20 protein-coding genes are annotated in these 22,576 nt (G+C 63.0%); 13 read left to right on the forward strand and 7 right to left on the reverse strand.

All coding sequences use genetic code 11. The features are described from left to right. Positions 1-97: 97 nt before the first annotated feature. A complete protein-coding gene (locus CCOS864_RS07815) occupies positions 98-409 on the forward strand; it encodes a DUF485 domain-containing protein (protein WP_010224173.1) in 312 nt (103 codons plus the stop codon). Continuing rightward, positions 406-2,064, forward strand: coding sequence for a cation acetate symporter (locus tag CCOS864_RS07820; RefSeq protein ID WP_115085801.1), 1,659 nt, complete (start codon positions 406-408; stop codon positions 2,062-2,064). Before CCOS864_RS07815 ends, CCOS864_RS07820 begins: the two co-directional genes overlap by 4 nt. Before the next feature lie 121 nt (positions 2,065-2,185). On the opposite strand, the gene CCOS864_RS07825 is transcribed toward CCOS864_RS07820, so the two are convergent. After that, complete coding sequence (locus CCOS864_RS07825) at positions 2,186-2,338, reverse strand: DUF3309 family protein (protein WP_010224169.1); 153 nt, start codon at positions 2,336-2,338, stop codon at positions 2,186-2,188. A gap of 242 nt (positions 2,339-2,580) precedes the next feature. Between CCOS864_RS07825 and CCOS864_RS07830 the strand changes: the two genes are divergently transcribed. From CCOS864_RS07830 to csrA, 3 genes are all read left to right on the forward strand, one after another. Next, positions 2,581-3,396 carry an SDR family oxidoreductase gene (locus CCOS864_RS07830; protein WP_115085802.1) on the forward strand — a complete coding sequence of 272 codons (816 nt, stop codon included), beginning with the start codon at positions 2,581-2,583 and terminating at the stop codon, positions 3,394-3,396. Between the two features lie 53 nt (positions 3,397-3,449). Further along, positions 3,450-3,782, forward strand: coding sequence for a YnfA family protein (locus tag CCOS864_RS07835; RefSeq protein ID WP_115085803.1), 333 nt, complete (start codon positions 3,450-3,452; stop codon positions 3,780-3,782). A gap of 135 nt (positions 3,783-3,917) precedes the next feature. Then, entirely contained in the window at positions 3,918-4,100 is a 183-nt protein-coding gene (gene csrA / locus CCOS864_RS07840; RefSeq protein WP_115085804.1) for a carbon storage regulator CsrA, read from the forward strand. Between the two features lies 1 nt (position 4,101). Here the strand turns inward: csrA and CCOS864_RS07845 are convergent, their stop codons facing one another. The 5 genes from CCOS864_RS07845 to mnmC all read right to left on the reverse strand — a co-directional run bounded on the left by CCOS864_RS07845 (position 4,102) and on the right by mnmC (position 11,297). Beyond that, positions 4,102-4,329 (reverse strand): YheU family protein, encoded by a 228-nt coding sequence (locus CCOS864_RS07845; protein WP_115085805.1) that lies wholly within the window; start codon positions 4,327-4,329, stop codon positions 4,102-4,104. A 66-nt stretch (positions 4,330-4,395) separates the two neighbouring features. Then, complete coding sequence (locus CCOS864_RS07850) at positions 4,396-5,580, reverse strand: osmoprotectant NAGGN system M42 family peptidase (RefSeq protein ID WP_115085806.1); 1,185 nt, start codon at positions 5,578-5,580, stop codon at positions 4,396-4,398. Positions 5,581-5,594: 14 nt separating this feature from the next. After that, on the reverse strand, positions 5,595-7,340 hold the full coding sequence (ngg, locus tag CCOS864_RS07855; RefSeq protein WP_115085807.1) for an N-acetylglutaminylglutamine synthetase: 1,746 nt from the start codon (positions 7,338-7,340) through the stop codon (positions 5,595-5,597). A gap of 3 nt (positions 7,341-7,343) precedes the next feature. Continuing rightward, positions 7,344-9,131 carry an N-acetylglutaminylglutamine amidotransferase gene (locus CCOS864_RS07860; RefSeq protein ID WP_115085808.1) on the reverse strand — a complete coding sequence of 596 codons (1,788 nt, stop codon included), beginning with the start codon at positions 9,129-9,131 and terminating at the stop codon, positions 7,344-7,346. Positions 9,132-9,281: 150 nt separating this feature from the next. Further along, a complete protein-coding gene (gene mnmC / locus CCOS864_RS07865) occupies positions 9,282-11,297 on the reverse strand; it encodes a bifunctional tRNA (5-methylaminomethyl-2-thiouridine)(34)-methyltransferase MnmC2/FAD-dependent 5-carboxymethylaminomethyl-2-thiouridine(34) oxidoreductase MnmC1 (protein ID WP_115085809.1) in 2,016 nt (671 codons plus the stop codon). Between the two features lie 135 nt (positions 11,298-11,432). Between mnmC and pap the strand changes: the two genes are divergently transcribed. Together pap and CCOS864_RS07875 are read left to right on the forward strand one after the other, a co-directional pair. Beyond that, entirely contained in the window at positions 11,433-12,926 is a 1,494-nt protein-coding gene (pap, locus tag CCOS864_RS07870; protein ID WP_115085810.1) for a polyphosphate:AMP phosphotransferase, read from the forward strand. A 209-nt stretch (positions 12,927-13,135) separates the two neighbouring features. Continuing rightward, the gene (locus tag CCOS864_RS07875) at positions 13,136-14,092 is read left to right on the forward strand and encodes a DMT family transporter (protein ID WP_115085811.1); all 957 of its coding nucleotides are present in this window, start codon (positions 13,136-13,138) and stop codon (positions 14,090-14,092) included. A 1-nt stretch (position 14,093) separates the two neighbouring features. Here CCOS864_RS07875 and CCOS864_RS07880 read toward each other — a convergent pair whose 3' ends face one another. After that, positions 14,094-15,488: a class II fumarate hydratase gene (locus tag CCOS864_RS07880; RefSeq protein WP_115085812.1), complete on the reverse strand. Its 1,395-nt coding sequence runs from the start codon at positions 15,486-15,488 to the stop codon at positions 14,094-14,096. Between the two features lie 156 nt (positions 15,489-15,644). Here CCOS864_RS07880 and CCOS864_RS07885 point away from each other — a divergent pair, with 156 nt between their 5' ends. The 6 genes from CCOS864_RS07885 (at position 15,645) to CCOS864_RS07910 (ending at position 22,550) form a co-directional block, all read left to right on the forward strand. After that, positions 15,645-16,166, forward strand: a complete 522-nt coding sequence (locus tag CCOS864_RS07885) for a DUF2059 domain-containing protein (protein WP_038994023.1) — start codon at positions 15,645-15,647, stop codon at positions 16,164-16,166. A 15-nt stretch (positions 16,167-16,181) separates the two neighbouring features. Next, positions 16,182-16,481 carry a BolA family protein gene (locus CCOS864_RS07890; protein WP_115085813.1) on the forward strand — a complete coding sequence of 100 codons (300 nt, stop codon included), beginning with the start codon at positions 16,182-16,184 and terminating at the stop codon, positions 16,479-16,481. 107 nt (positions 16,482-16,588) lie between these two features. Further along, positions 16,589-17,527, forward strand: coding sequence for an oxygen-dependent tRNA uridine(34) hydroxylase TrhO (gene trhO / locus CCOS864_RS07895; RefSeq protein WP_115085814.1), 939 nt, complete (start codon positions 16,589-16,591; stop codon positions 17,525-17,527). A gap of 3 nt (positions 17,528-17,530) precedes the next feature. Then, complete coding sequence (locus CCOS864_RS07900; RefSeq protein WP_115085815.1) at positions 17,531-18,163, forward strand: DsbA family protein; 633 nt, start codon at positions 17,531-17,533, stop codon at positions 18,161-18,163. Further along, positions 18,156-19,988 (forward strand): ABC transporter ATP-binding protein, encoded by a 1,833-nt coding sequence (locus tag CCOS864_RS07905; protein WP_115085816.1) that lies wholly within the window; start codon positions 18,156-18,158, stop codon positions 19,986-19,988. The genes CCOS864_RS07900 and CCOS864_RS07905 overlap by 8 nt, the downstream gene beginning before the upstream one ends. Before the next feature lie 105 nt (positions 19,989-20,093). Beyond that, positions 20,094-22,550, forward strand: a complete 2,457-nt coding sequence (locus CCOS864_RS07910) for an EAL domain-containing protein (RefSeq protein ID WP_115085817.1) — start codon at positions 20,094-20,096, stop codon at positions 22,548-22,550. Positions 22,551-22,576 lie beyond the last annotated feature (26 nt).

Consider the following 22,576-nt stretch of genomic DNA (forward strand, 5'->3'; position numbering starts at 1 on the left):
GAGTTTTGCATCTAAGACTAAGGTCGTCTGGAGTGCGTTCGAAGGCAGCATAAAGTGGAGTGGGTTCTACCTAATCTGTGCTGCGAGGACAAAAACAATGAACGACAGCATTTACCTCTCGATACAAAACAGCCCGCGGTTCAAGGAGCTGGTATCAAAACGCGAACGCTTCGCCTGGATTCTCTCGGCGATCATGCTCGGTCTCTATTCCGCCTTCATCCTGTTGATTGCCTATGGCCCGCATGTATTGGGTGCCAAGCTCAGCCCTGACTCGTCGATCACCTGGGGTATTCCCCTCGGTGTTGGTCTGATCGTCTCGGCCTTCATCCTCACGGCCATCTACGTGCGTCGCGCCAACGGCGAGTTTGACGAGATGAACAAGGCGATCCTCAAGGAGGCTCAGCAATGATCCGGCGTCTACTGGCAACCCTGGCCTTCGGCGTTTTTGCACCCGCCGTCTGGGCCGCTGACGCCCTCACCGGCGCGGTGCAGAAACAACCGTTGAACGTGTCGGCGATCGTCATGTTCGTCGCCTTCGTCGGTGCCACCCTGTGCATCACCTATTGGGCTTCCAAACGTAACAAGTCCGCCTCCGACTACTATGCCGCCGGCGGGCGTATCACCGGTTTCCAGAACGGCCTGGCGATTGCCGGCGACTACATGTCGGCAGCCTCTTTCCTGGGTATTTCCGCCCTGGTGTTCACCTCTGGCTACGACGGCCTGATCTACTCGATCGGCTTCCTGGTCGGCTGGCCGATCATCCTCTTCCTGATCGCCGAACGCCTGCGCAACCTGGGTAAATACACGTTTGCCGATGTGGCCTCATACCGCCTCGGGCAGAAGGAAATCCGCACCCTGTCGGCCTCGGGTTCGCTGGTGGTGGTGGCCTTCTACCTGATCGCGCAGATGGTCGGTGCCGGCAAGCTGATCCAGCTGTTGTTCGGCCTCGACTACCACGTCGCGGTGATTCTGGTCGGCATCCTGATGTGCATGTACGTGCTGTTTGGCGGCATGCTCGCGACCACCTGGGTACAGATCATCAAGGCGGTGCTGCTGCTTTCCGGTGCCAGCTTCATGGCGCTGATGGTAATGAAGCACGTCAACTTCGACTTCAATGCGCTGTTCTCCGAGGCGATCAAGGTTCACCCCAAAGGTGAAGCGATCATGAGCCCGGGCGGCCTGGTCAAGGATCCGATCTCGGCGTTTTCGCTCGGCTTGGCGCTGATGTTCGGTACCGCTGGCCTGCCGCACATCCTGATGCGCTTCTTCACTGTCAGCGACGCCAAGGAAGCGCGCAAGAGCGTGCTGTACGCTACTGGCTTCATCGGCTACTTCTACATCCTGACTTTCATCATCGGCTTCGGCGCGATCCTGCTGGTCAGCACCAACCCTGAGTTCAAGGACGCTGCCGGCGCCCTGATCGGCGGCAACAACATGGCGGCGGTGCACCTGGCCGATGCCGTGGGTGGCAGCGTGTTCCTCGGCTTCATCTCGGCGGTAGCCTTCGCCACCATCCTGGCAGTGGTTGCCGGCCTGACCCTGGCCGGTGCCTCGGCGGTGTCCCACGACCTGTATGCCAGCGTGATCAAGAAGGGCAAGGCCAACGAGAAGGATGAAATCCGCGTCTCGAAGATCACCACCATCGCCCTCGCGGTGCTGGCGATCGGCCTGGGCATCCTGTTCGAAAGCCAGAACATTGCCTTCATGGTCGGCCTGGCATTCTCCATCGCCGCCAGCTGTAACTTCCCGGTTCTGCTGCTGTCGATGTACTGGAAGAAACTGACCACCCGTGGCGCCATGATCGGCGGCTGGATGGGCCTGATCAGTGCCGTGGCGCTGATGATCCTCGGCCCGACCATCTGGGTGCAGATCCTCGGTCACGAGAAGGCGATCTACCCGTACGAGTACCCGGCGCTGTTCTCGATGATCATTGCCTTTGCCGGTATCTGGTTCTTCTCGATCACCGACAAATCCAAGGCAGCCGACGATGAACGTGCGCTGTTCTTCCCGCAGTTCGTGCGCTCGCAGACTGGCCTGGGTGCCAGCGGTGCGGTGTCTCACTAAGTAAGTAAAAGGCAGCCTTTGGCTGCCTTTCCAGCTGCACGCTCCAAGCTACAAGCCGCCAGTTGAAGCCGTGCGCGTACTGCTTTGACTTGCGGCTTGCCGCTTATGGCTTGCAGCTTTTCTATATCTTGCCGAGCAACAACAGGATCAACAGGATGATCAGCACGGTACCGATGATGCCGGACGGCCCATAGCCCCAACTTCTGGAGTGCGGAAAGACGGGTAAGCCACCGATCAACAGCAGAATCAGGATGATGATAAGTATGGTGCCCATGGCAGTATCCTTGTTTGACTTGAGAAGTAGGCGTTACGGTGCAATCCATCTCTTCGGTCATGTGTTTCATGCCCGCCTGTTAATTCCGACTCCTGCCAGTGGCTAAAAGTTTTATTGCATCTTTACTCGGCACTTTCACCCTTGTTTGCCCTGGCCATTCAGCATCCTGATACTGCGTGGGTCGCGGCGTCGCCTTCGCTACACTGGCCTGAACTTTCCAGAACAGTACAAGGCAGCCTGCTATGCAAAAGCGCATGATGATCACCGGTGCCGGCTCGGGGCTTGGGCGCGAAATAGCCTTGCGCTGGGCGCGCGAGGGTTGGCAATTGGCCCTGGCCGATGTCAACGAGGCCGGCCTCAAGGAAACCTTGGCGCTGGTGCGTGAGGCTGGTGCCGACGGCTTCGTGCAGCGCTGCGATGTGCGCGATTACAGCCAGCTCACCGCCCTGGCCCAGGCTTGTGAAGAAAAACTCGGCGGTATCGATGTCATCGTCAACAACGCCGGGGTGGCCTCTGGCGGCTTTTTCGCCGAGCTGTCGCTGGAAGACTGGGACTGGCAGATCGCAATCAACCTGATGGGCGTGGTCAAGGGCTGCAAGGCCTTCCTGCCGTTGCTGGAGCGCAGCAAGGGCAAGATCATCAACATCGCTTCGATGGCAGCCTTGATGCAGGGCCCGGCGATGAGCAACTACAACGTCGCCAAGGCCGGGGTGCTGGCCCTGTCGGAAAGCCTGCTGATCGAGTTGCGCCAGCAGGAAGTGGCGGTGCACGTGGTATGCCCGTCGTTCTTCCAGACCAACCTGCTCGACTCGTTCCGCGGCCCGACCCCGGCGATGAAAGCCCAGGTTGGCAAGCTGCTGGAAAGCTCGCCGATCAGCGCCGCCGATATTGCCGACTACATCCACCAGCAAGTGGCCGCCGGCGAGTTCCTGATCCTGCCCCATGAGCAGGGCCGCGAAGCCTGGAACCTCAAGCAGCGCAACCCGCAGATGCTCTACGACGAAATGGCCAGCATGGCCGAGAAAATGCGCGCCAAGGCCCGGCCTTCCCAGGCGTGAGCGCCGGTGTCAGGTATTCTTGGCCATCCCTGAAACAGCCTTGAGTACCTGGTGTGATCAATTACCTGTGGTTTTTCCTCGCGGCGGTCTTCGAGATCGCCGGTTGCTATGCCTTCTACATGTGGCTGCGCCTGGGCAAGAGCGCGTGGTGGATTGCCCCGGCCTTGCTCAGCCTTACCCTGTTCGCCCTGATTCTCACCCGTGTCGAGGCCGCTTATGCCGGTCGCGCCTATGCCGCCTATGGCGGTATCTACATCGTCACGTCGCTGTTGTGGCTGGCGCTGGTCGAGCGTGCCCGGCCGCTGGGCAGTGACTGGATCGGCGCGCTGCTGTGTGTATTGGGCGCGAGCATCATCGTCCTGGGGCCACGCCTGCAGAGTGCTTGAATGAGCGAAAACCAAGGAAATCTGTAGGCAAAGTCGCTTGGGAAAGTGGGATTTGTCTAATTAGCCGCCGGAGCATTGAAGGCGTCCGGTACCCCGTGCAGTCTCCGGATTCCCTGATTTGTGGAGGAGCGGAGCATGTTGGTAATAGGCCGGGAAATAGGTGAAATCATCGCCATCGACGATCACATCAAGATCAAGGTGTTGTCGGTGGAAGGCAACACGGTGCGCTTCGGCATCAGCGCGCCACGGCACATCGAAGTGCACCGGGCGGAGATCTACAAACGCATCGTCGAACATCTGGCCAAGCAGGCGGGCTGAATCAGTCGAGCAGTTCCTTGGGAACGTCGTGCTTGGCCAGCAGCTGGCATTGCTGGCTGTCGAGATCGAAGAGGATGAACGCCTGTTTTTTTGCCAGCGCCTGGCGCACTCGCAGCACGCGGGTTTCCAGCGGGGTGTCGTCACCGTTGTCGGTGCCGTCGCGGGTGACGAAATCCTCGATCAGGCGGGTGAGGGTTTCGGCTTCCAGTTGGTCGTAGGGAATCAGCATGAACAGGACAGGTCTGGCGAAAAGGTACCGCCATGCTACGCGAAACCTGTCCTGGCTGTGTAGGCGCTAGTGCTTGTTGCCGACCAGGCTATCGACTGCCGGCACGCGGGTATCGCTTTCCATCTGCGTATCGTGCTCAAGCTGATGGCTGAAGCTTTCCAGCGAACTGCCGGTGGCTTGCGAGTCGCTGGCGAACACCGGCGGGCTGAGCAGGTAGGCGGTCAGCAGGCGGCTCAGCGCCGCCAGGCTGTCGATATGGGTGCGCTCGTAGCCGTGGGTGGCGTCGCAACCAAAGGCCAGCAGGGCGGTGCGGATGTCGTGGCCGGCGGTGATCGCCGAGTGCGCGTCGCTGAAGTAGTAGCGAAACAGGTCGCGTCGCGCCGGCAGCTCGTACTCGCGGGCAAGCTTGAGCAGGTGGCGGGACAGGTGGTAGTCGTAGGGGCCGGCGGAGTCCTGCATGGCCACGCTGACTGCATGCTCGCTGGAATGTTGCCCGGGCGCCACCGGGGCAATGTCGATGCCGACGAATTCACTGACGTCCCAAGGCAGGGCTGCGGCGGCGCCCGAGCCGGTCTCTTCGGTGATGGTGAACAGCGGGTGGCAGTCGATCAACGGCTGCGCGCCGCTTTCAACCACGGCCTTGAGCGATGCCAGCAGCGCTGCGACACCGGCCTTGTCATCCAGGTGGCGGGCGCTGATATGGCCGCTCTCGGTAAATTCCGGCAACGGGTCGAAGGCGACGAAGTCACCGATGCCAATGCCCAGCGACTCGCAATCGGCGCGGGTGGTGCAGTAGGCATCCAGGCGCAGTTCGATGTGCTCCCAACTGACCGGCATCTGGTCGATGGCGGTGTTGAACGCATGCCCGCTGGCCATCAGCGGCAACACGCTGCCGCGCAGCACGCCAGTGTCGGTGAAGACACTGACGCGGCTGCCTTCGGCAAAGCGGCTGGACCAGCAACCCACCGCTGCCAGCGACAGCCGGCCGTTGTCCTGGATCGCCCGCACGCTGGCGCCAATGGTGTCCAGGTGCGCGGACACCGCACGGTCCGGCGAGCTCTTGCGGCCCTTGAGGGTGGCGCGGATGGTGCCGCGGCGGGTCAGCTCGAAGGGGATGCCGAGCTCTTCCAGACGTTCGGCGACGTAGCGCACGATGGTGTCGGTGAAGCCGGTGGGGCTGGGGATGGCGAGCATTTCCAGCAGGACTTTCTGCAGGTAGTTGAGGTCCGGTTCGGGGATCTGTTCTGGCATGCGAACTCCTGTGCTCATGGCGCCGGTCGGCTGTGGGGGAACAACAGGTCGACGAAGCGCTCGGCAGTTGGTTGCGGTTCATGGTTGGCCAGGCCGACCCGCTCATTGGCTTCGATGAATACGTAGTCGGGCTGGTCGGCGGCCTTGACCATCAGGTCCAGGCCCACCACCGGAATGTCCAGGGCGCGGGCGGCGCGGATGGCGGCGTCCACCAGCACTGGGTGCAGGCGTTCGCTGACGTCCTCCAGGCAGCCTCCGGTGTGCAGGTTGGCAGTGCCGCGCACCACCAGGCGCTGGCCGGCGGGCAGCACGGTGTCGTAGTCGACGCCGGCGGCGTGCAGGGTGCGCTGGGTTTCGTGGTCCAGGGGGATGCGGCTTTCGCCGCCGGTCGCCGCCTGGCGCCGACGGCTCTGGGCTTCGATCAGGGCGCCGACGGCGTGCTGGCCGTCGCCGACGATCTGCGCCGGATGGCGGATGGCGGCGGCCACCACCTCGAAACCGATGACCACGATGCGCAGGTCGAGGCCGGCGTGGAAGCTTTCCAGCAGCACGCGGCTGTCGAATTGCCGGGCGGCCTCTACCGCTTCATTGATTTCCTCCAGGGTGGTCAGATTGACTGCCACGCCGTTGCCTTGTTCGCCGTCCAGCGGCTTGACCACCACCGCGCCGTGGTCTTCGAGGAAGGCCAGGTTGTCGTCGGCATTGCCGGCCAGTTGCTGCGCGGGGACTTGCAAGCCGGCGTTGGCGAGCACCTTGTGGGTCAGGCTTTTGTCCTGGCACAGGGTCATACTGACCGCCGTGGTCAGGTCGCTCAGCGACTCCCGGCAACGTACCCGCCGACCGCCATGGATAAGGGTGAACAGGCCGCCATCGGCATCGTCGACCTGCACCTCGATACCGCGCCGGTACGCCTCTTCGACGATGATCCGCGCATAGGGGTTGAGCCCGGTTTCAGGGCTTGGGCCGAGGAACAGCGGCTGGTTGATGCCGTTCTTGCGCTTGACCGCGAAGGTCGGCAGGTTGCGAAACCCCAGCTTGGCGTACAGGCGCTTGGCCTGGCGGTTGTCGTGCAGCACCGAGAGGTCGAGGCAGGTCAGGCCGCGGCTCATGAAGTGCTCGATCAAATGCCGCACCAGCACTTCGCCGACACCGGGACGGGTGCACTGTGGGTCCACCGCCAGGCACCAGAGGCTGCAGCCATGCTCCGGATCGGCGAAGGCCTTGTAATGATTCAGGCCCATGACGCTGCCAATGATCGCGCCGCTGTCTTCGTCTTCGGCCAGCCAGTAGACCGGCCCGCCATGGTGGCGCGGGGTCAGCAGCTCGGGGTCGATCGGCAGCATGCCGCGGGCCTGGTACAGGGCGTTGATGGCCTGCCAGTCGCTGTCGCTCTGCGCCCGGCGGATACGAAAGCCGCGAAACACCCGCTGCGCCGGACGGTAGTCGCTGAACCACAGGCGCAGGGTATCGGACGGGTCGAGGAACAGTTGCTGGGGCGCCTGAGCCAGCACTTGCTGCGGCGCCGCCACGTACAAGGCGATATCGCGCTCGCCGGGGCGTTCGTCGAGCAAGGCGCTGGCCAGGCTGGCCGGGTCAGGGTAGGTGTGGCCGATCAGCAGCCGACCCCAGCCGCAATGCAGCGAACGCGGCTGGTCGTGGGGCTGGCTGCCATCGCCGGCCAGTTGCGCCTGCAGTCGCTCATAGGACGGCACCTGGCCGCGCAGCAGGCGCTGGCCGTAAGGTGAGGCATGGGCTTTCATCGATCAGATTCCTTGTTCGCTGAGCCACAGGTTCAAGGCGGCCAGTTGCCAGAGCTTGGAGCCGCGCAGCGGCGTCAACTGACCATGGGGATCGCTGAGCAGGCGGTCGAGGGCGGCGGGGGTGAACAGGCCGCGGTCCTGGCTGGGATCGAGCAGCAGTTCACGCACCCAGTCCAGGGTTGCGCCCTGCAGGTGCTTGAGGCCCGGCACCGGGAAGTAGCCCTTTTTGCGGTCGATGACTTCGCTGGGGATGACCAGCCGCGCGGCTTCCTTGAGCACCTGCTTGCCGCCGTCGGGCAGCTTGAAGCGTGCCGGAATCCGCGCCGAGAGTTCGACCAGGCGGTAGTCGAGGAACGGCGTGCGCGCCTCCAGGCCCCAGGCCATGGTCATGTTGTCGACCCGTTTGACCGGGTCGTCGACCAGCATCACCGTGCTGTCCAGGCGCAGGGCTTTATCCACCGCATCGCTGGCCCCGGGCTGGGCGAAGTGCTGGCGGACGAAGTCGCCGGCAGCGTCGTGATCGAGCAGCCAGGACGGCTGCACGGTGGCGGCGTAGTCGTCGTAGCTGCGGTCGAAGAAGGCCTCGCGATAGGCCGCGAACGGATCGCGTGCGCCGTCGACCTGCGGGTACCAGTGATAACCGGCGAACAGCTCGTCGGCGCCCTGGCCGCTTTGCACCACTTTGCAGTGCTTGGCCACCTCCCGCGACAGCAGGTAGAAGGCAATGCAGTCGTGGCTGACCATCGGCTCGCTCATGGCGCGGAAAGCTGCCGGCAATTGCTCGATGACCTCCCGCTCGTCGATGCGCAACTGATGATGACGGGTGCCGTAATGGCGGGCGATCAGGTCGGAGTACTGGAACTCGTCGCCGCGTTCGCCGCCGGCATCCTCGAAGCCGATGGAGAAGGTCGACAGGTCGTCGACGCCGACCTCGCGCAGCAGGCCGACCAGCAGGCTCGAATCGACACCGCCGGAGAGCAGCACGCCGACATCCACGGCGGCGCGCTGACGAATCGCCACCGCCTCGCGGGTGCTGTCGAGTACACGATCGCGCCAGTCCTCCAGGCTCAGGTCCTGTTCATCGGTGCGCGGGCCGTAATGCAGTTGCCACCAGACCTGCTGCTCGCAGCGGCCCTGGGCGTCAATGCGCATCCAGCTGGCCGGTGGCAATTTCTCGACATTGGCCAGCAGGGTGCGCGGCGCCGGCACCACGGCGTGGAAGTTCAGGTAGTGGTTGAGCGCCAGCGGGTCGAGCACCGGGTTGATGTCGCCGCCTTTGAGCAGCGCCGGTAGGCTTGAGGCAAAGCGCAGGCGTTCGCCGGTGCGCGACAGGTACAGGGGTTTGACCCCGAGGCGGTCGCGGGCGAGGAACAGTTGCTGGCTGTCGCGCTCCCAGATCGCCAGGGCAAACATACCGTTCAGGCGCGGCAGCAGGTCGGCGCCCCAGGCGTGATAACCCTTGAGCAGCACTTCGGTATCACCGTCCGAATAGAAGGCATAACCGAGGCTTTCCAGCTCGCTGCGTAGCTCGGGGAAGTTATAGATGGCACCGTTGAAGGCCAGCGACAGGCCCAACGGATTATCGACCATGGGCTGGGCCGAGCCGTCGGACAGGTCCATGATTTTCAGTCGGCGATGGCCGAGGGCAATCGGCCCCTGGCTATAAAAGCCCCAGGCGTCGGGGCCGCGAGGTGCCAGGTGATGGGTGATCCGCTCGACTGCGGCGAGGTCCGCCGGGCGTGGTGGGTGGGCAACAGGGGTGAAACGAAACTCTCCAGCTAATCCGCACATAAGTCCTTACCGGTTTTGCCGTTGGGGAAAGTGCCCGAACCGCGGGCACATGGAAACTGACCGGTGCGGATAGCGAGAGTTTTAGATCAATCGGTTATAAGCTGTAGCTGCAAGCGACAAGCTTCAAGCTGCAAGAGGGCGCCGGGTCAATCAGCTTTTAGTGTGTGGCTTGCCGCTTGCCGCTGCTTTTTTCCCCCTGATCAACTCCCGCAACATGAAGCGATTCGGGTGGCAGGCTTCGGCCACCGCGCGGGGCACTGGCAGGGGGGCGTTGTCGGCCCAGGCGGCGATCAATTCGCCTGAAAGCGGCGCGGTGATCAGCCCGCGCGAGCCATGGCCGCTGTTGATGAACAGGCCTTCGAGCCAGGGGCAGGGGGTGGCGGGAATTTGCCGGGCATCCCGGGCCAGTACCGCGTAGTCCTGGTTGAACTGCGCCTGGTCAGCCAGCGGGCCGACAATCGGCAAGTAGTCGGGGCTGGTGCAGCGAAAGGCGGCGCGCCCTTGCAGGGCATGCGGGTCGAGGCTGTGGGCACCCAGGCGTTCGGCCAGGTCGCTGGAGATCTCTTCGAGCAAGCCGAGGTTGCCGACGTGCTCGCCGGTGGTGGGCGTGAGGTCGGTATTGTGGAAGTCGAAGCTGGCGCCGAGGGTGTGTTCACCGTTGCGTGGCGGTGCTACATAGCCGTCGGCGCAGACCACCGTGGCCAGCGCCTGGCTTTGCCCAGTGACCGGCAGGCGGGTGATCTGCCCGCGAATGCGCTTGAGCGGCAGGCCGGCGCAAGGCTCGAAACGCTGGATTTCTGCGGCTGTAGCCAGTATCACCAGCGGCGCGCTGGCCAGCAGTTTGTCGCTTTCCCAGGCCTGCCACTGGCCATCGGCCTTGCGCAGTTGCAGCACTTGATGATGGGGCAGCAAGGTGATGTTCGGGTGTTGCAGTTGCGCCTGGCACAGCGCTGGCGGATGCACCCAGCCGCCTTCGGGGTAGAACAGCCCGCCACTGCCCAGGGCAACCCCGGCCAGTTGTTCAGCCTGCTCACGGTCCAGGCGTTGCAGCAATTGCGGATCGAAAGCCTCGGCCAGTTGTTGCTGGCGTTGGTCTTCCTTGGCGTCGAAGGCCAGTTGCAGTACCCCGCAGCCATCCCAATCCTGCCCGCGCTGCAGGCGTTCGAGCAGTCGCCGGGTGTAGCCGAAACCGCTGAGGATCAAGCGCGACAACGCCGTGCCGTGAGCGGACAACTTGAGGTACAGCACCCCTTGCGGGTTACCCGAGGCTTCTGCTGCCGGCGTGGCATGGCGTTCCAGCACCTTCACCTGCCAACCGCGGGCAGCAAGGCTGGCGGCGCTGGCGCAACCGGCAAGGCCGGCGCCGATCACCAGCGCCTGGCGCGGCCCGGGCACTGCGGGCGGGCGGGCAAACCACGGCGCGCTGGCGGGCGGCAGCGGTTGTTCGGCCGGCCAACCGTTGAAGGTGCCGCGCAGGATCTCCCATTTCTTGCCGATGCCAGGAATGCGCTTCATGGTAAAGCCCACGGCAATCAGGCCGCGGCGTACCCAGCCGGTACTGGTGAAGGTGCCGAGGGTGGCGGTGGGCGATGACAGCCGGCCGATCTGGGCGAACAATTCCGGGGTCCACATTTCCGGATTCTTGGCCGGGGCAAAACCGTCGAGAAACCAGGCGTCGACTTCGGCATCGAGCTGCGGCAATTGCTCCAGCACATCACCGATCATCAAGGTCAGGCGCACCCGGCCCTGTTCGAACTCGAACGGCTGGAAGCCTTCGTGCACCGCCACATATTGGGCCAGCAACTGGCTGCTGAACGGCGCCAGCGCCGGCCACAGGGCCAGGGCGCGGCTGAGGTCGGCGCGGGTCAGGGGGTATTTTTCGACGCTGATGAAATGCAGCCGCGCATCGGCCGGGGCGCACTCGGCAAACAGCTGCCAGGCGCAGAAGAAATTCAAGCCGGTGCCGAAGCCGGTTTCGCCGATCACCAGGCACTGGCCCGGCCCCAGCGCGCTGAAACGCTGGCGCAGGTCGTTCTGGTCGATGAACACATGACGGGTTTCCTCCAGGCTCTGCTCCTTGGAGAAATAGATGTCGTCGTATTGGCGCGAGTGCGGTCGGCCCTGGTCATCCCAGTCGATCTGGGCGTATTGGGTTACTTCGGTCATGTTCGGCTCAGCATTGGCAAGAGGGCCATTTTAGCTGATCGGCGCCAGGCTGTTTGACCTGTGGCAGGCTTTGTTTTGTGCCGACAAAGGTTTCGACAATCCGCTAGTCTTGCTTATCCAAGTAGGGAGCCTGGTATGTTCGAATCCGCTGAAATTGGTCACGCCATCGACAAAGACACCTATGAAGCCGAGGTCCCGGCGCTGCGTGAAGCGCTGCTCGAGGCCCAGTTCGAACTCAAGCAGCAGGCGCGGTTCCCGGTGATCGTGCTGATCAACGGCATCGAAGGCGCGGGCAAGGGCGAGACGGTCAAGCTGCTCAATGAATGGATGGACCCGCGCCTGATCGAGGTGCGCACTTTCGACCAGCAGACCGACGAAGAACTCGCTCGCCCCCCCGCCTGGCGTTACTGGCGGGCGCTGCCGGCCAAGGGGCGGATGGGCGTGTTTTTCGGCAACTGGTACAGCCAGATGCTTCAGGGGCGGGTGCACGGCCAGTTCAAGGATGCCGTGCTCGACCAGGCTATCCGCGGCGCCGAGCGCCTGGAGGAGATGCTCTGCGATGAAGGTGCGCTGATCTTCAAGTTCTGGTTCCACCTGTCAAAGAAGCAGATGAAAGCCCGGCTCAAGGCGCTCCAGGACGACCCGCTGCACAGCTGGCGGATCAGCCCGCTGGACTGGCAACAGTCGGAAACCTACGACCGTTTCGTGCGTTTTGGTGAGCGGGTGCTGCGGCAAACCAGCCGGGACTACGCGCCCTGGCATGTGATCGAAGGCGTCGATCCGCATTACCGCAGCCTGGCCGTGGGCAAGATTCTGCTGGAAGGGCTGCAGACCGCGCTCAAGGTCAATCATGCGCCGATTCACCAGGCCAACATCGCCCCGCTGGGCGAAAGCATCGACCAGCGCAGCTTGCTCGGCAGCCTCGACCTGAGTCTGCGTCTGGACAAGAACGACTACCAGGAACAACTGATTACCGAACAGGCACGCCTGGCCGGCTTGTTGCGTGACAAGCGCATGCGCCGGCATGCCTTGATTGCCGTGTTTGAGGGCAACGACGCGGCGGGCAAGGGCGGCGCCATTCGCCGGGTGGCGGCAGCGCTCGACCCACGCCAGTACCGCATCGTGCCGGTTGCCGCGCCCACCGACGAGGAGCGTGCGCAGCCGTACCTGTGGCGCTTCTGGCGGCATATTCCGGCGCGTGGCAAGTTCACCGTGTTCGACCGTTCCTGGTACGGCCGGGTGCTGGTCGAGCGGGTCGAAGGCTTTTGCAGCCAGGCCGACTGGATGCGCGCCTATGGCGAAATCAACGACTTTGAAGAACAGCTGAGCAACGCGGGTGTGGTGGTGGTGAAGTTCTGGTTGTCGATTGACGAGCAGACCCAGCTCGAACGCTTCCAGGAGCGCGAGCAGATCCCGTTCAAGCGCTTCAAGATCACCGAAGAAGACTGGCGCAACCGCGACAAGTGGGGGCAGTACGCGGAGGCGGTGGGCGACATGGTCGACCGGACCAGCACCGAGATCGCGCCCTGGACCCTGGTCGAAGCCAATGACAAGCGCTGGGCGCGGGTCAAGGTGTTGCGCACTATCAATGAGGCGCTGGAGGCGGCGTTCAAGAAGCACAAGAAATAGGACCTCATCGCTGGCAAGCCAGCTCCCACAGAAATGGTGCAAACCTGGCCTTGTGGGAGCCGGCCTTGCCGGCGATGGGGCGCGTAGCGGCCCCAGCAGGAACTCAGGGAATGAAGTACTGAATTCTTTTCCGCAATCGCGCCTGTCTCCCCATCAGCCCACCCCGTAGAATCCGGTTTCCCCCCACCAAAGGGCTATCGAGGCTGGTTATGCATATTTCTTCCGGACGCTGGGTCTACGGTCTGTCCTTGTCACTGTTGACCGCCGTGCTCTGGGGCATCCTGCCGATCAAGCTCAAACAGGTGCTGCAGGTGATGGACCCGATCACCGTGACCTGGTTTCGCCTGCTGGTTTCCGGTGGTCTGCTGCTGGCCTGGCTGGCGGCGAGCAAGCGCCTGCCGTCGTTCAAAACCCTCGGGCGCAAGGGCTGGGGATTGGTATTGCTGGCCACCTGCGGCCTGGTCGGCAACTACGTCCTCTACCTGGTCGGGCTCAAGCTTCTCAGCCCCGGGACTGCGCAACTGGTGGTGCAGATGGGCCCGGTGCTGTTGCTGGTGGCCAGTGTGTTCCTGTTCAAGGAACGCTTCAGCCTGGGGCAGGGCGTGGGCCTGGTGATCCTGCTGATGGGCTTCGGCCTGTTCTTCAATCAGCGCCTGGATGAGTTGCTCACCTCCCTGAGCGTCTACACCACCGGCGTGCTGACCATCCTGCTGGCGACCACCATCTGGGTGTTTTATGCGCTGAGCCAGAAGCAGCTATTGACGGTGTGGAATTCGGTGCAGGTGATGATGGTGATCTACCTGTTTTGCGCGGCGTTGCTGACGCCCTGGGTGCATCCGTCCGAGGCGCTGGAACTGAGCCCGCTGCAAGGCTGGCTGCTGCTCGCCTGCTGCCTGAACACCCTGGTGGCCTATGGCGCTTTTGCCGAAGCCCTGGCGCACTGGGAAGCCTCCAAGGTCAGTGCGACCTTGGCGATCACTCCGCTGATTACCTTTGTCGCGGTGGCCCTGGCAGCCTGGTTCTGGCCTGACTACGTGCACGCCGAGCAGATCAACACCCTGGGTTACATCGGGGCGCTGGTGGTGGTGCTGGGCTCGGTACTGACCGCCCTGGGCCCGTCGATCATGGCCGGCTGGCGGGCCAGGCGCGTACGCCTGGCCCGGTGACTCAGCCTTTGCCGCCCGGTTCGAGCATTTTTTCCGGGCGCACCCACTGGTCGAACTGCTCGTTGGTCAGGTAGCCCAGGGTCAGCGCCGCCTCGCGCAGGGTGGTGCCTTCGCTGTAGGCCTTCTTGGCGATTTCGGCGGCCTTGTCGTAGCCGATGTGCGGGTTGAGTGCGGTCACCAGCATCAGCCCGCGCTCCAGGTGCGCGGCCATCTGTTCGGGGTCCGGTTCGATGCCGGCAATGCAGTGCTGCTGGAAGTTACTGCAACCGTCAGCCAGCAGTTCGATGGACTGCAGCAGGTTGTGGATGATCACCGGCTTGAACACGTTCAATTGCAAGTGCCCCTGGCTTGCGGCAAAGCCGATCGCAGTGTCGTTGCCCAGCACCTGGCAGGCCAGCATCGACAGGGCCTCGCACTGGGTCGGGTTGACCTTGCCGGGCATGATCGAGCTGCCCGGCTCGTTGGCCGGCAGGCGTACTTCGGCAATGCCGCCGCGTGGCCCGGAGCCGAGCAGGCGCAGGTCGTTGGCCAGTTTCATCAGGGCCACGGCCAGGGTTTTCAGGCCGCCGGCGAGGGTGGTCAGCGGCTCATGGCCGGCGAGGGCTGCGAACTTGTTCGGCGCGGTAATAAAAGGCAGGCCGGAAAGGGCGGCAAGCTCTGCGGCGATGGCTTCGGCAAAACCGTGCGGGGCGTTCAACCCGGTGCCCACGGCGGTGCCGCCCTGGGCCAGCTCGCACACCGCCGGCAAGGCCGAGCGAATGGCGCGCTGGGCGTAGTCGAGCTGGGCGACATAAGCCGAGAGTTCCTGGCCGAAGGTGATCGGCGTGGCATCCATCATATGGGTGCGGCCGGTTTTCACCAGGTGTTGATGGCGCACTGCCAATTCGGCCAGCCCCGAAGACAGCTCGATGATCGCCGGCAGCAGCTTGTGCTGTACCGCCTGGGCAGCCGCGATGTGCATGGCGGTGGGGAAGCAGTCGTTGGAGCTCTGCGAGCGGTTGACGTGATCGTTGGGGTGCACTGGCGCTTTGCCGCCACGGCCCTTGCCGGCCAGTTCGTTGGCCCGACCGGCGATCACTTCGTTGACGTTCATGTTGCTTTGAGTGCCACTGCCGGTCTGCCAGACGACGAGTGGAAACTGGTCGTCCAGTTGCCCGTCGAGCACTTCGTCGGCGGCCTGTTCGATCAGTCGGGCGATATCCGCCGGAAGGTCTCCGTTGCGGTTGTTGACCCGGGCTGCGGCTTTTTTGATCAGTGCCAGGGCATGCAAAACCGCCAGCGGCATGCGCTCCTTGCCGATGGCAAAGTTGATCAGCGAGCGTTGCGTCTGGGCACCCCAGTAGGCCTGGTCAGGAACTTCGACCTGCCCCAGGCTGTCAGTTTCGATACGGCTCATGCTGCGCTCACTCCCTTGTGGTCTGAATTCGCAGTTTAGGTCCTTATTTGGCGTAGCGGTTCCATCGCACGTCGCCCTACTTGAGCACTGTGCCACTGTCGGCGCAGAATGCTCTACTCTGGGGTACTACCTCCTCTGTCTATTGAAGGAATTCCGATGACCCGTCTTCGCGCCCTCTGCACTGCTGTAGCGCTGGTCTGCGCCAGCGGCCAGGTGCTTGCAGATACCGCCAGTCACAACGCCAGTGCTGAAAAATTCCTCATGATGGCGCATGCCGACAAGCTCGGTACTCCGGTCTACATGCAGGTGCAGCAGATGTTTGCCCAGCGTTTCGAACAAACCAAGGCCCCAGCCTCGAAGAAATCCGTGCTCGACAGCTACCAGGCCAAGGCCAATGCCGCCCTGGACCAGGCCATCGGCTGGAACAAGCTCAAGCCGGACATGGTCAAGCTCTACACCAGCACTTTCACCGAAAGCGAACTGAAGGACCTGGTAGCCTTCTACCAGTCGCCACTGGGCAAGAAAGTCCTGGAAAAGATGCCGCAAGTGACCCAGCAATCGGCCCAGCTGACCCAGCAGAAACTGGAAAGCGCGGTACCGGTGGTCAACAAGCTGCTGGCTGACATGACCAAGGAACTCGACCCGAACGCCGGCAAGGCCGCGCCGGCCAAGAAGTAACGAGCGGAGCCTGACATGACCATGCAGCAACAGATCGAGCAAAGCCTGCAAGCGCTGGCACCTCAGCACCTGCAGGTGCTCGACGAAAGCCACATGCACAGCCGCGGTCAGCAGACCCACTACAAGGCCGTGCTGGTGAGCGAGCAGTTCGAGGGGCTGAACAGCGTCAAGCGCCACCAGAAAGTCTACGCCACCCTTGGCGACTTGATGGGCCAGTTCCATGCCCTGGCGCTGCACACCTACACGCCGCAGGAATGGCAAAAAGTAGGGGTCGCTCCGGCGTCGCCTACCTGTGCCGGTGGCAGCAAGCACTGATTTCCTCGCCAGGTTTTTGCTAGAATAAAAAACGCGCCGCTCGTCGGCGCGTTTTTTTTGTTATCCGGTCCGCCCTTTGCGAGGGTGACCACCTGGAGATTTACTGCATGTCCCAAGCTATCGTCGTCGCGGCGTTGTACAAATTCGTCACCCTGAAAGATTACGTCGAGCTGCGCGAACCGCTGCTCGAGGCCATGGAAAAGAATGGCGTCAAAGGCACCCTGCTGTTGGCCGAAGAAGGCATCAACGGCACCGTGTCGGCTTCCCGTGAAGGTATCGACGGCCTGCTGGCCTGGTTGCGCAGCGATGCGCGCCTGGTCGATATCGACCATAAAGAATCCTACTGCGACGAACAGCCGTTCTACCGCACCAAGGTCAAGCTCAAGAAAGAGATCGTCACCCTTGGCGTGCCGGGCGTGGACCCGAACCACAAGGTCGGCACCTACGTCGAACCCCAGGACTGGAACGCGCTGATCAGCGATCCTGAAGTGCTGCTGATCGACACCCGCAACGACTACGAAGTGGCGATCGGTACCTTCGAGGGTGCGATCGACCCGAAGACCACCACCTTCCGCGAGTTCCCCGAGTACATCAAGGCCAATTTCGACCCGGCCAAACACAAGAAAGTGGCGATGTTCTGCACCGGCGGCATCCGTTGCGAGAAAGCCTCCAGCTATATGCTCGGCGAGGGTTTTGAAGAGGTCTATCATCTTAAGGGCGGGATCCTCAAATACCTCGAAGAGGTGCCACAGGATGAAAGCCGCTGGCAGGGCGACTGCTTCGTGTTCGACAACCGGGTCACCGTGCGTCACGACCTGACCGAGGGCGATTACGACCAGTGCCATGCCTGCCGCACCCCGATCAGTGTGGAAGAACGTGCGTCCGAGCACTATTCGCCAGGCATCAGCTGTCCGCATTGCTGGGACAGCCTGAGCGAAAAGACCCGTCGCAGCGCCATTGACCGGCAGAAGCAGATCGAGCTGGCCAAGGCACGCAATCAGCCTCACCCGATCGGTCATAACTACCGCAAAGCTGCCGAGGCCTGATTGATGTCCGCACGCCTGCTCTATGTGATGGACCCGATGTGTTCCTGGTGCTGGGGCTTTGCTCCCGTCGCCGAGGCCCTGATCGCCCAGGCTCAGGCTGCGGGCGTGCCGACCCAGGTAGTGCTTGGCGGCCTGCGTTCCGGCAGCCGGGCGCTGGATGCCTCGACGCGCGGTTACATCCTCGATCATTGGCAGGCGGTGCACGACGCCACCGGGCAGGATTTTCAGTTCGAAGGTGCGCTGCCAGACGGTTTTGTCTACGACACCGAGCCTGCCTGCCGGGCCCTGGTCACCGCGCGCAGCCTTGACCCGCAGCGTGTCGGCGCTTTGCTCAAGCTGATCCAGCAAGCCTTCTACCAGCGTGGCGAAGATGTTACTCGCGCGCCGATGCTGGTGGAGCTCGCCGAGCAGGCCGGTTACGACCGCACAGCCTTTGCCGACGCCTTTACTAGCGCCGAACAACGCTCGGCCACGGCGGCAGACTTCACCTGGGTCCAGGACCTGGGCATCGCCGGTTTCCCGACCCTGCTGGCCGAGCGCAATGGCCAGCTGGCCTTGCTGACCAACGGCTACCAGACCCTCGAATCCCTCGAACCGCTGCTCGGCCGCTGGCTGAAGCAGGCCGCCTGTGCTTGACCTGCCGGGTTCACCCGACCCGGTACCAGGGCCGGGCCCTGTGCATGCTGATCGCTTGAGCTGGGCAGAAATCCGCCGCCTGGCCTTGCGTCATAAAAAAGCCCTGTGGATCGCCAATGGCGTGGCCGTGCTGGCGGCATTGTGCAGTGTGCCGATCCCCTTGCTGCTGCCGTTGCTGGTCGACGAAGTACTACTCGGCCATGGCGATGCCGCACTGAAGTGGATGAACCAGTTCCTGCCCGGTAACTGGCAGGTTGCTGCTGGCTACATCGGCCTGATGCTGCTGTTCACCCTGACCCTGCGCTGCGCCGCCCTGGCCTTCAACGTGGTGCAGGCCAAGCTGTTCGCGGGCCTGGCCAAGGACATCGTCTACCGCTTGCGCATTCGCCTGATCGAGCGCCTCAAGCGCATCTCCCTCAGCGAGTACGAGAGCCTCGGTAGCGGTACCGTGACCACCCACCTGGTCACCGACCTGGACACCCTCGACAAGTTTGTCGGCGAAACCCTCAGCCGCTTTCTGGTGGCCATGCTGACCCTGACCGGTACCGCCGCCATCCTGATGTGGATGCACTGGAAGCTGGCGCTGCTGATTCTGCTGTTCAACCCGTTGGTGATCTTCGCCACGGTGCAATTGGGCAAGCGGGTCAAGCACCTGAAGAAGCTGGAGAACGACAGCACCTCGCGCTTCACCCAGGCGCTGACCGAAACCCTCGATGCCATCCAGGAAATCCGCGCCAGTAACCGCCAGGGCTATTTCCTCGGTCGCCTCGGCCTGCGCGCCCAGGAGGTGCGTAACTACGCCGTCGCCTCGCAATGGAAAAGCGATGCCAGCGGGCGTGCCAGTGGCTTGCTGTTCCAGTTCGGTATCGATATTTTCCGCGCGGCGGCGATGCTCACGGTGCTGTTCTCCGATTTGTCGATCGGGCAGATGCTGGCGGTGTTCAGCTACCTGTGGTTCATGATCGGCCCGGTCGAGCAACTGCTGAACCTGCAATACGCCTATTACGCCGCCGGCGGCGCCCTGAGCCGGCTCAACGAGCTGCTGGCGCGTGCCGACGAGCCGCAGTATCCCGGCGGCATCGACCCGTTCAAGGGCCGCGACACCGTCGGCATCGAAGTGCAGGGTTTACGCTTTGCCTACAACGACGAGCCGGTGCTCGATCAGCTCAACCTGTCGATCGCCCCGGGCGAGAAGGTCGCCATCGTCGGCGCCAGCGGCGGCGGCAAGAGCACCCTGGTGCAACTGCTGCTGGGCTTGTACAGCGCCCAGGCCGGGACCATCCGCTTTGGTGGCTCGACCCTGCAGGAAATCGGCCTGGAAACCCTGCGCGAGCATGTCGCGGTCGTGCTGCAGCACCCGTCACTGTTCAACGACACGGTGCGCGCCAACCTGACCATGGGCCGCGACTGCAGCGATGATGCCTGCTGGCAGGCGCTGAACATCGCCCAGCTCGACGCCACCATCGCCGCCTTGCCGCAAGGCCTGGACAGCGTGGTTGGCCGCTCCGGGGTGCGTTTGTCCGGTGGCCAGCGCCAGCGCCTGGCGATTGCGCGGATGGTCCTGGCCGAACCCAAGGTGGTGATCCTCGACGAGGCCACCTCGGCGCTGGACGCGGCCACCGAATACAACCTGCATCAGGCCCTGACCCGCTTTCTCAGCGCCCGTACCACCCTGATCATTGCCCATCGCCTATCTGCAGTGAAGCAGGCCGACCGGGTGCTGGTGTTCGACGGCGGCCATGTCGCCGAGGACGGCGATCACCAGCAACTGATCGCCGATGGTGGCTTGTACGCCAAGCTGTACGGCCATTTGCAACAGAGTTAGGGCAAATTGGTGTGCAAGTGAGAAAAGCTCTGCAGTATTAATGGCAAATAGCCTAGGCTGTGCTTTGGTAGGTGGGATTCATCCGGCTCTGTTGCAAGGGACCTCATGAAGCGAAAACGGACTCTCGAAGCGCCAAAGTTGTTGGGCATTATCTGGCCATTTGTTGCTGTGGTGCTGTTTCAGGCCTTGCTCGGGAGCATCAGCCTGTACGCGCTGTCGGCAGTGCGTGGTTATGTGGCGGGGGAGAGCCTGTGGTCCAAGGGCCAGAAAGACGCCATCTATTACCTCAACCAGTACGCTGACAGCCGCGACGAGGCGGCCTTTCAGAAGTATCGCAAGGCGATTGCCGTGCCCCAGGGCGGGCATGACCTGCGCGTGGCCCTCGACCTGCCGACCCCGGATATCGACGCCGCACGCCGTGGCATCCTCCAGGGCGGCAACCATCCCGACGACGTTTCCAGTGTGATCTGGCTGTACCTGAACTTTCATCAGGTCAGCTATATGCAGAAGGCCATCGAGCTGTGGGCGGTCGGTGACGGATTTTTGCGCCAGCTGGATGAAGTGGCCGAGCAGATGTACAGCGGTTTTCGTGCTGGCCGTGCCGATGCCCGTAGCGTCGCGGGCTGGAAGGCGCAGATTGCTTCGATCAACGATGCCGTGACCCCGGCTGCCCGGGCGTTCAGCGATGCCCTGGGTGAAGGGTCGCGGATGTTGCTGCGGGTATTGCTGGTCACCAACCTGGCCACTGCGCTGTTCCTGATTGCCCTGGCCTGGATGCGTTCGAGCAAGCTGCTGGCTCAGCGCCAGGCCTTTGCCAATGCCCTCGAAGTGGAGAAGGAGCGGGCGCAGATCACCCTTGAGTCGATCGGCGATGGCGTCATCACCACCGATGTCGAAGGCTGCATCGCCTACATGAACCCGGCCGCCGAACAGTTGACCCACTGGCATGCGGCCCAGGCCCAGGGCTTGCCCTTGGCTGCGCTGTTCAGCCTGCTCGACGAGAATGCCGAAAAGGACAGCCTGACCCTGGTCGAGCGCGTGCTCGAAGGTGGCCTCAAGGGCGGCAGTGAACATACCAAGCTGATCCAGCGCCTGGACGGCAGCACCGTGTCGGTCACCCTGGTAGGTGCGCCGATCATGGCTGAGGGTAAGATCAGCGGCATCGTCCTGGTGCTGCACGACATGACCCAGGAGCGTCAGTACATCGCCAACCTGTCCTGGCAGGCGACCCACGACGCCCTGACCGGCCTGGCCAACCGCCGCGAATTCGAATACCGCCTGGAACTGGCGCTCAACGCCATGGCGCGCAAACCGGCGCGCCACTCCTTGATGTTCCTTGACCTGGACCAGTTCAAGCTGGTCAACGACACCTGCGGTCATGCCGCCGGCGATGAGTTGCTGCGGCATATCTGTGCTGTGCTCCAGGCCGGCCTACGCGAAGGCGACACCCTGGCGCGGCTGGGTGGTGACGAGTTCGGTATCCTTCTGGAGAACTGCCCCCAGGAGCAGGCCGAGCGCATTGCCGAGAGCCTGCGCCAGGCCGTGCAGAGCCTGCACTTCGTGTGGAAAGGGCGGCCGTTCATGACCACCGTCAGCCTGGGCCTGGTGCATATTGCCCAAGGGCCGACCACCCTCGAAGCCTCGCTGCGGGCCGCCGACATGGCTTGCTACATGGCCAAGGAGAAGGGCCGCAACCGCGTGCAGGTGTATCACGCCGATGACAGCGAGCTGTCCATGCGCTTTGGCGAGATGGCTTGGATCCAGCGCCTGCACGTGGCCCTGGAAGAAAACCGTTTCTGCCTCTATGCCCAGGAAATTGCCGCCCTTGGACCCCATGAAGGCGCCGGGCATATCGAGATCCTCCTGCGCCTGCACGACGAGGGCGGCCGCATCATCCTCCCTGACAGCTTCATTCCCGCCGCCGAGCGCTATGGCCTGATGACCGCGCTGGACCGCTGGGTGGTGCGCAGTGTATTCAAGGTCATCCGCCAGTGCCTGGACGAACAGCGCGATGGCCCGTTGGCCATGTGCGCGATCAACCTGTCGGGCAGCAGCATCGGTGATGACAAGTTCCTCGAGTACCTGCAGCGGCTGTTCAGCGAGTTCGCCATCCCGCCGCACATGATTTGTTTCGAAATCACCGAAACCAGCGCGATCGCCAACCTCGGCAGTGCCATCCGCTTTATCAACGAGCTCAAGGGCCTAGGTTGCCGGTTCTCGCTGGATGACTTTTGCGCCGGTATGTCGTCGTTCGCTTATTTGAAGCATTTGCCTGTAGACTTTCTGAAAATCGACGGGAGTTTCGTCAAGGACATGCTCGATGACCCGATCAACCGGGCCATGGTAGAGGTGATCAATCACATCGGTCACGTGATGGGCAAACGCACCATCGCCGAGTTCGTCGAAACCCCGTTGATCGAGCAGGCCCTGCAGGAAATAGGCGTGGACTACGCCCAGGGATACCTGATCGAGCGGCCACAGGTGTTCACCTGTGACAGCTTGCAGCGCAAACGGATTGCTGCAAGGCCCCTGTTGTTCAAGGCGCCGGGGACCTTTCGCTGAGATCCACCGATAATCACAAGGAACAA

Origin of the sequence: Pseudomonas wadenswilerensis (assembly GCF_900497695.1) — a bacterium.
Classification (GTDB): domain Bacteria; phylum Pseudomonadota; class Gammaproteobacteria; order Pseudomonadales; family Pseudomonadaceae; genus Aquipseudomonas; species Aquipseudomonas wadenswilerensis.

Excerpts from the sequence above, each read along its gene's own strand:
- trhO (WP_115085814.1), top strand. The coding sequence starts at position 16,589 with ATGTCCCAAGCTATCGTCGTCGCGGCGTTGTACAAATTCGTCACCCTG.
- pap (WP_115085810.1), top strand. The coding sequence starts at position 11,433 with ATGTTCGAATCCGCTGAAATTGGTCACGCCATCGACAAAGACACCTAT.
- CCOS864_RS07875 (WP_115085811.1), top strand. The coding sequence starts at position 13,136 with ATGCATATTTCTTCCGGACGCTGGGTCTACGGTCTGTCCTTGTCACTG.
- CCOS864_RS07885 (WP_038994023.1), top strand. The coding sequence starts at position 15,645 with ATGACCCGTCTTCGCGCCCTCTGCACTGCTGTAGCGCTGGTCTGCGCC.
- CCOS864_RS07815 (WP_010224173.1), top strand. The coding sequence starts at position 98 with ATGAACGACAGCATTTACCTCTCGATACAAAACAGCCCGCGGTTCAAG.
- ngg (WP_115085807.1), bottom strand. The coding sequence starts at position 7,340 with ATGAAAGCCCATGCCTCACCTTACGGCCAGCGCCTGCTGCGCGGCCAG.
- CCOS864_RS07820 (WP_115085801.1), top strand. The coding sequence starts at position 406 with ATGATCCGGCGTCTACTGGCAACCCTGGCCTTCGGCGTTTTTGCACCC.
- mnmC (WP_115085809.1), bottom strand. The coding sequence starts at position 11,297 with ATGACCGAAGTAACCCAATACGCCCAGATCGACTGGGATGACCAGGGC.
- CCOS864_RS07880 (WP_115085812.1), bottom strand. The coding sequence starts at position 15,488 with ATGAGCCGTATCGAAACTGACAGCCTGGGGCAGGTCGAAGTTCCTGAC.
- CCOS864_RS07890 (WP_115085813.1), top strand. The coding sequence starts at position 16,182 with ATGACCATGCAGCAACAGATCGAGCAAAGCCTGCAAGCGCTGGCACCT.
- CCOS864_RS07860 (WP_115085808.1), bottom strand. The coding sequence starts at position 9,131 with ATGTGCGGATTAGCTGGAGAGTTTCGTTTCACCCCTGTTGCCCACCCA.
- csrA (WP_115085804.1), top strand. The coding sequence starts at position 3,918 with ATGTTGGTAATAGGCCGGGAAATAGGTGAAATCATCGCCATCGACGAT.
- CCOS864_RS07900 (WP_115085815.1), top strand. The coding sequence starts at position 17,531 with ATGTCCGCACGCCTGCTCTATGTGATGGACCCGATGTGTTCCTGGTGC.
- CCOS864_RS07830 (WP_115085802.1), top strand. The coding sequence starts at position 2,581 with ATGCAAAAGCGCATGATGATCACCGGTGCCGGCTCGGGGCTTGGGCGC.
- CCOS864_RS07845 (WP_115085805.1), bottom strand. The coding sequence starts at position 4,329 with ATGCTGATTCCCTACGACCAACTGGAAGCCGAAACCCTCACCCGCCTG.
- CCOS864_RS07850 (WP_115085806.1), bottom strand. The coding sequence starts at position 5,580 with ATGCCAGAACAGATCCCCGAACCGGACCTCAACTACCTGCAGAAAGTC.
- CCOS864_RS07825 (WP_010224169.1), bottom strand. The coding sequence starts at position 2,338 with ATGGGCACCATACTTATCATCATCCTGATTCTGCTGTTGATCGGTGGC.
- CCOS864_RS07910 (WP_115085817.1), top strand. The coding sequence starts at position 20,094 with ATGAAGCGAAAACGGACTCTCGAAGCGCCAAAGTTGTTGGGCATTATC.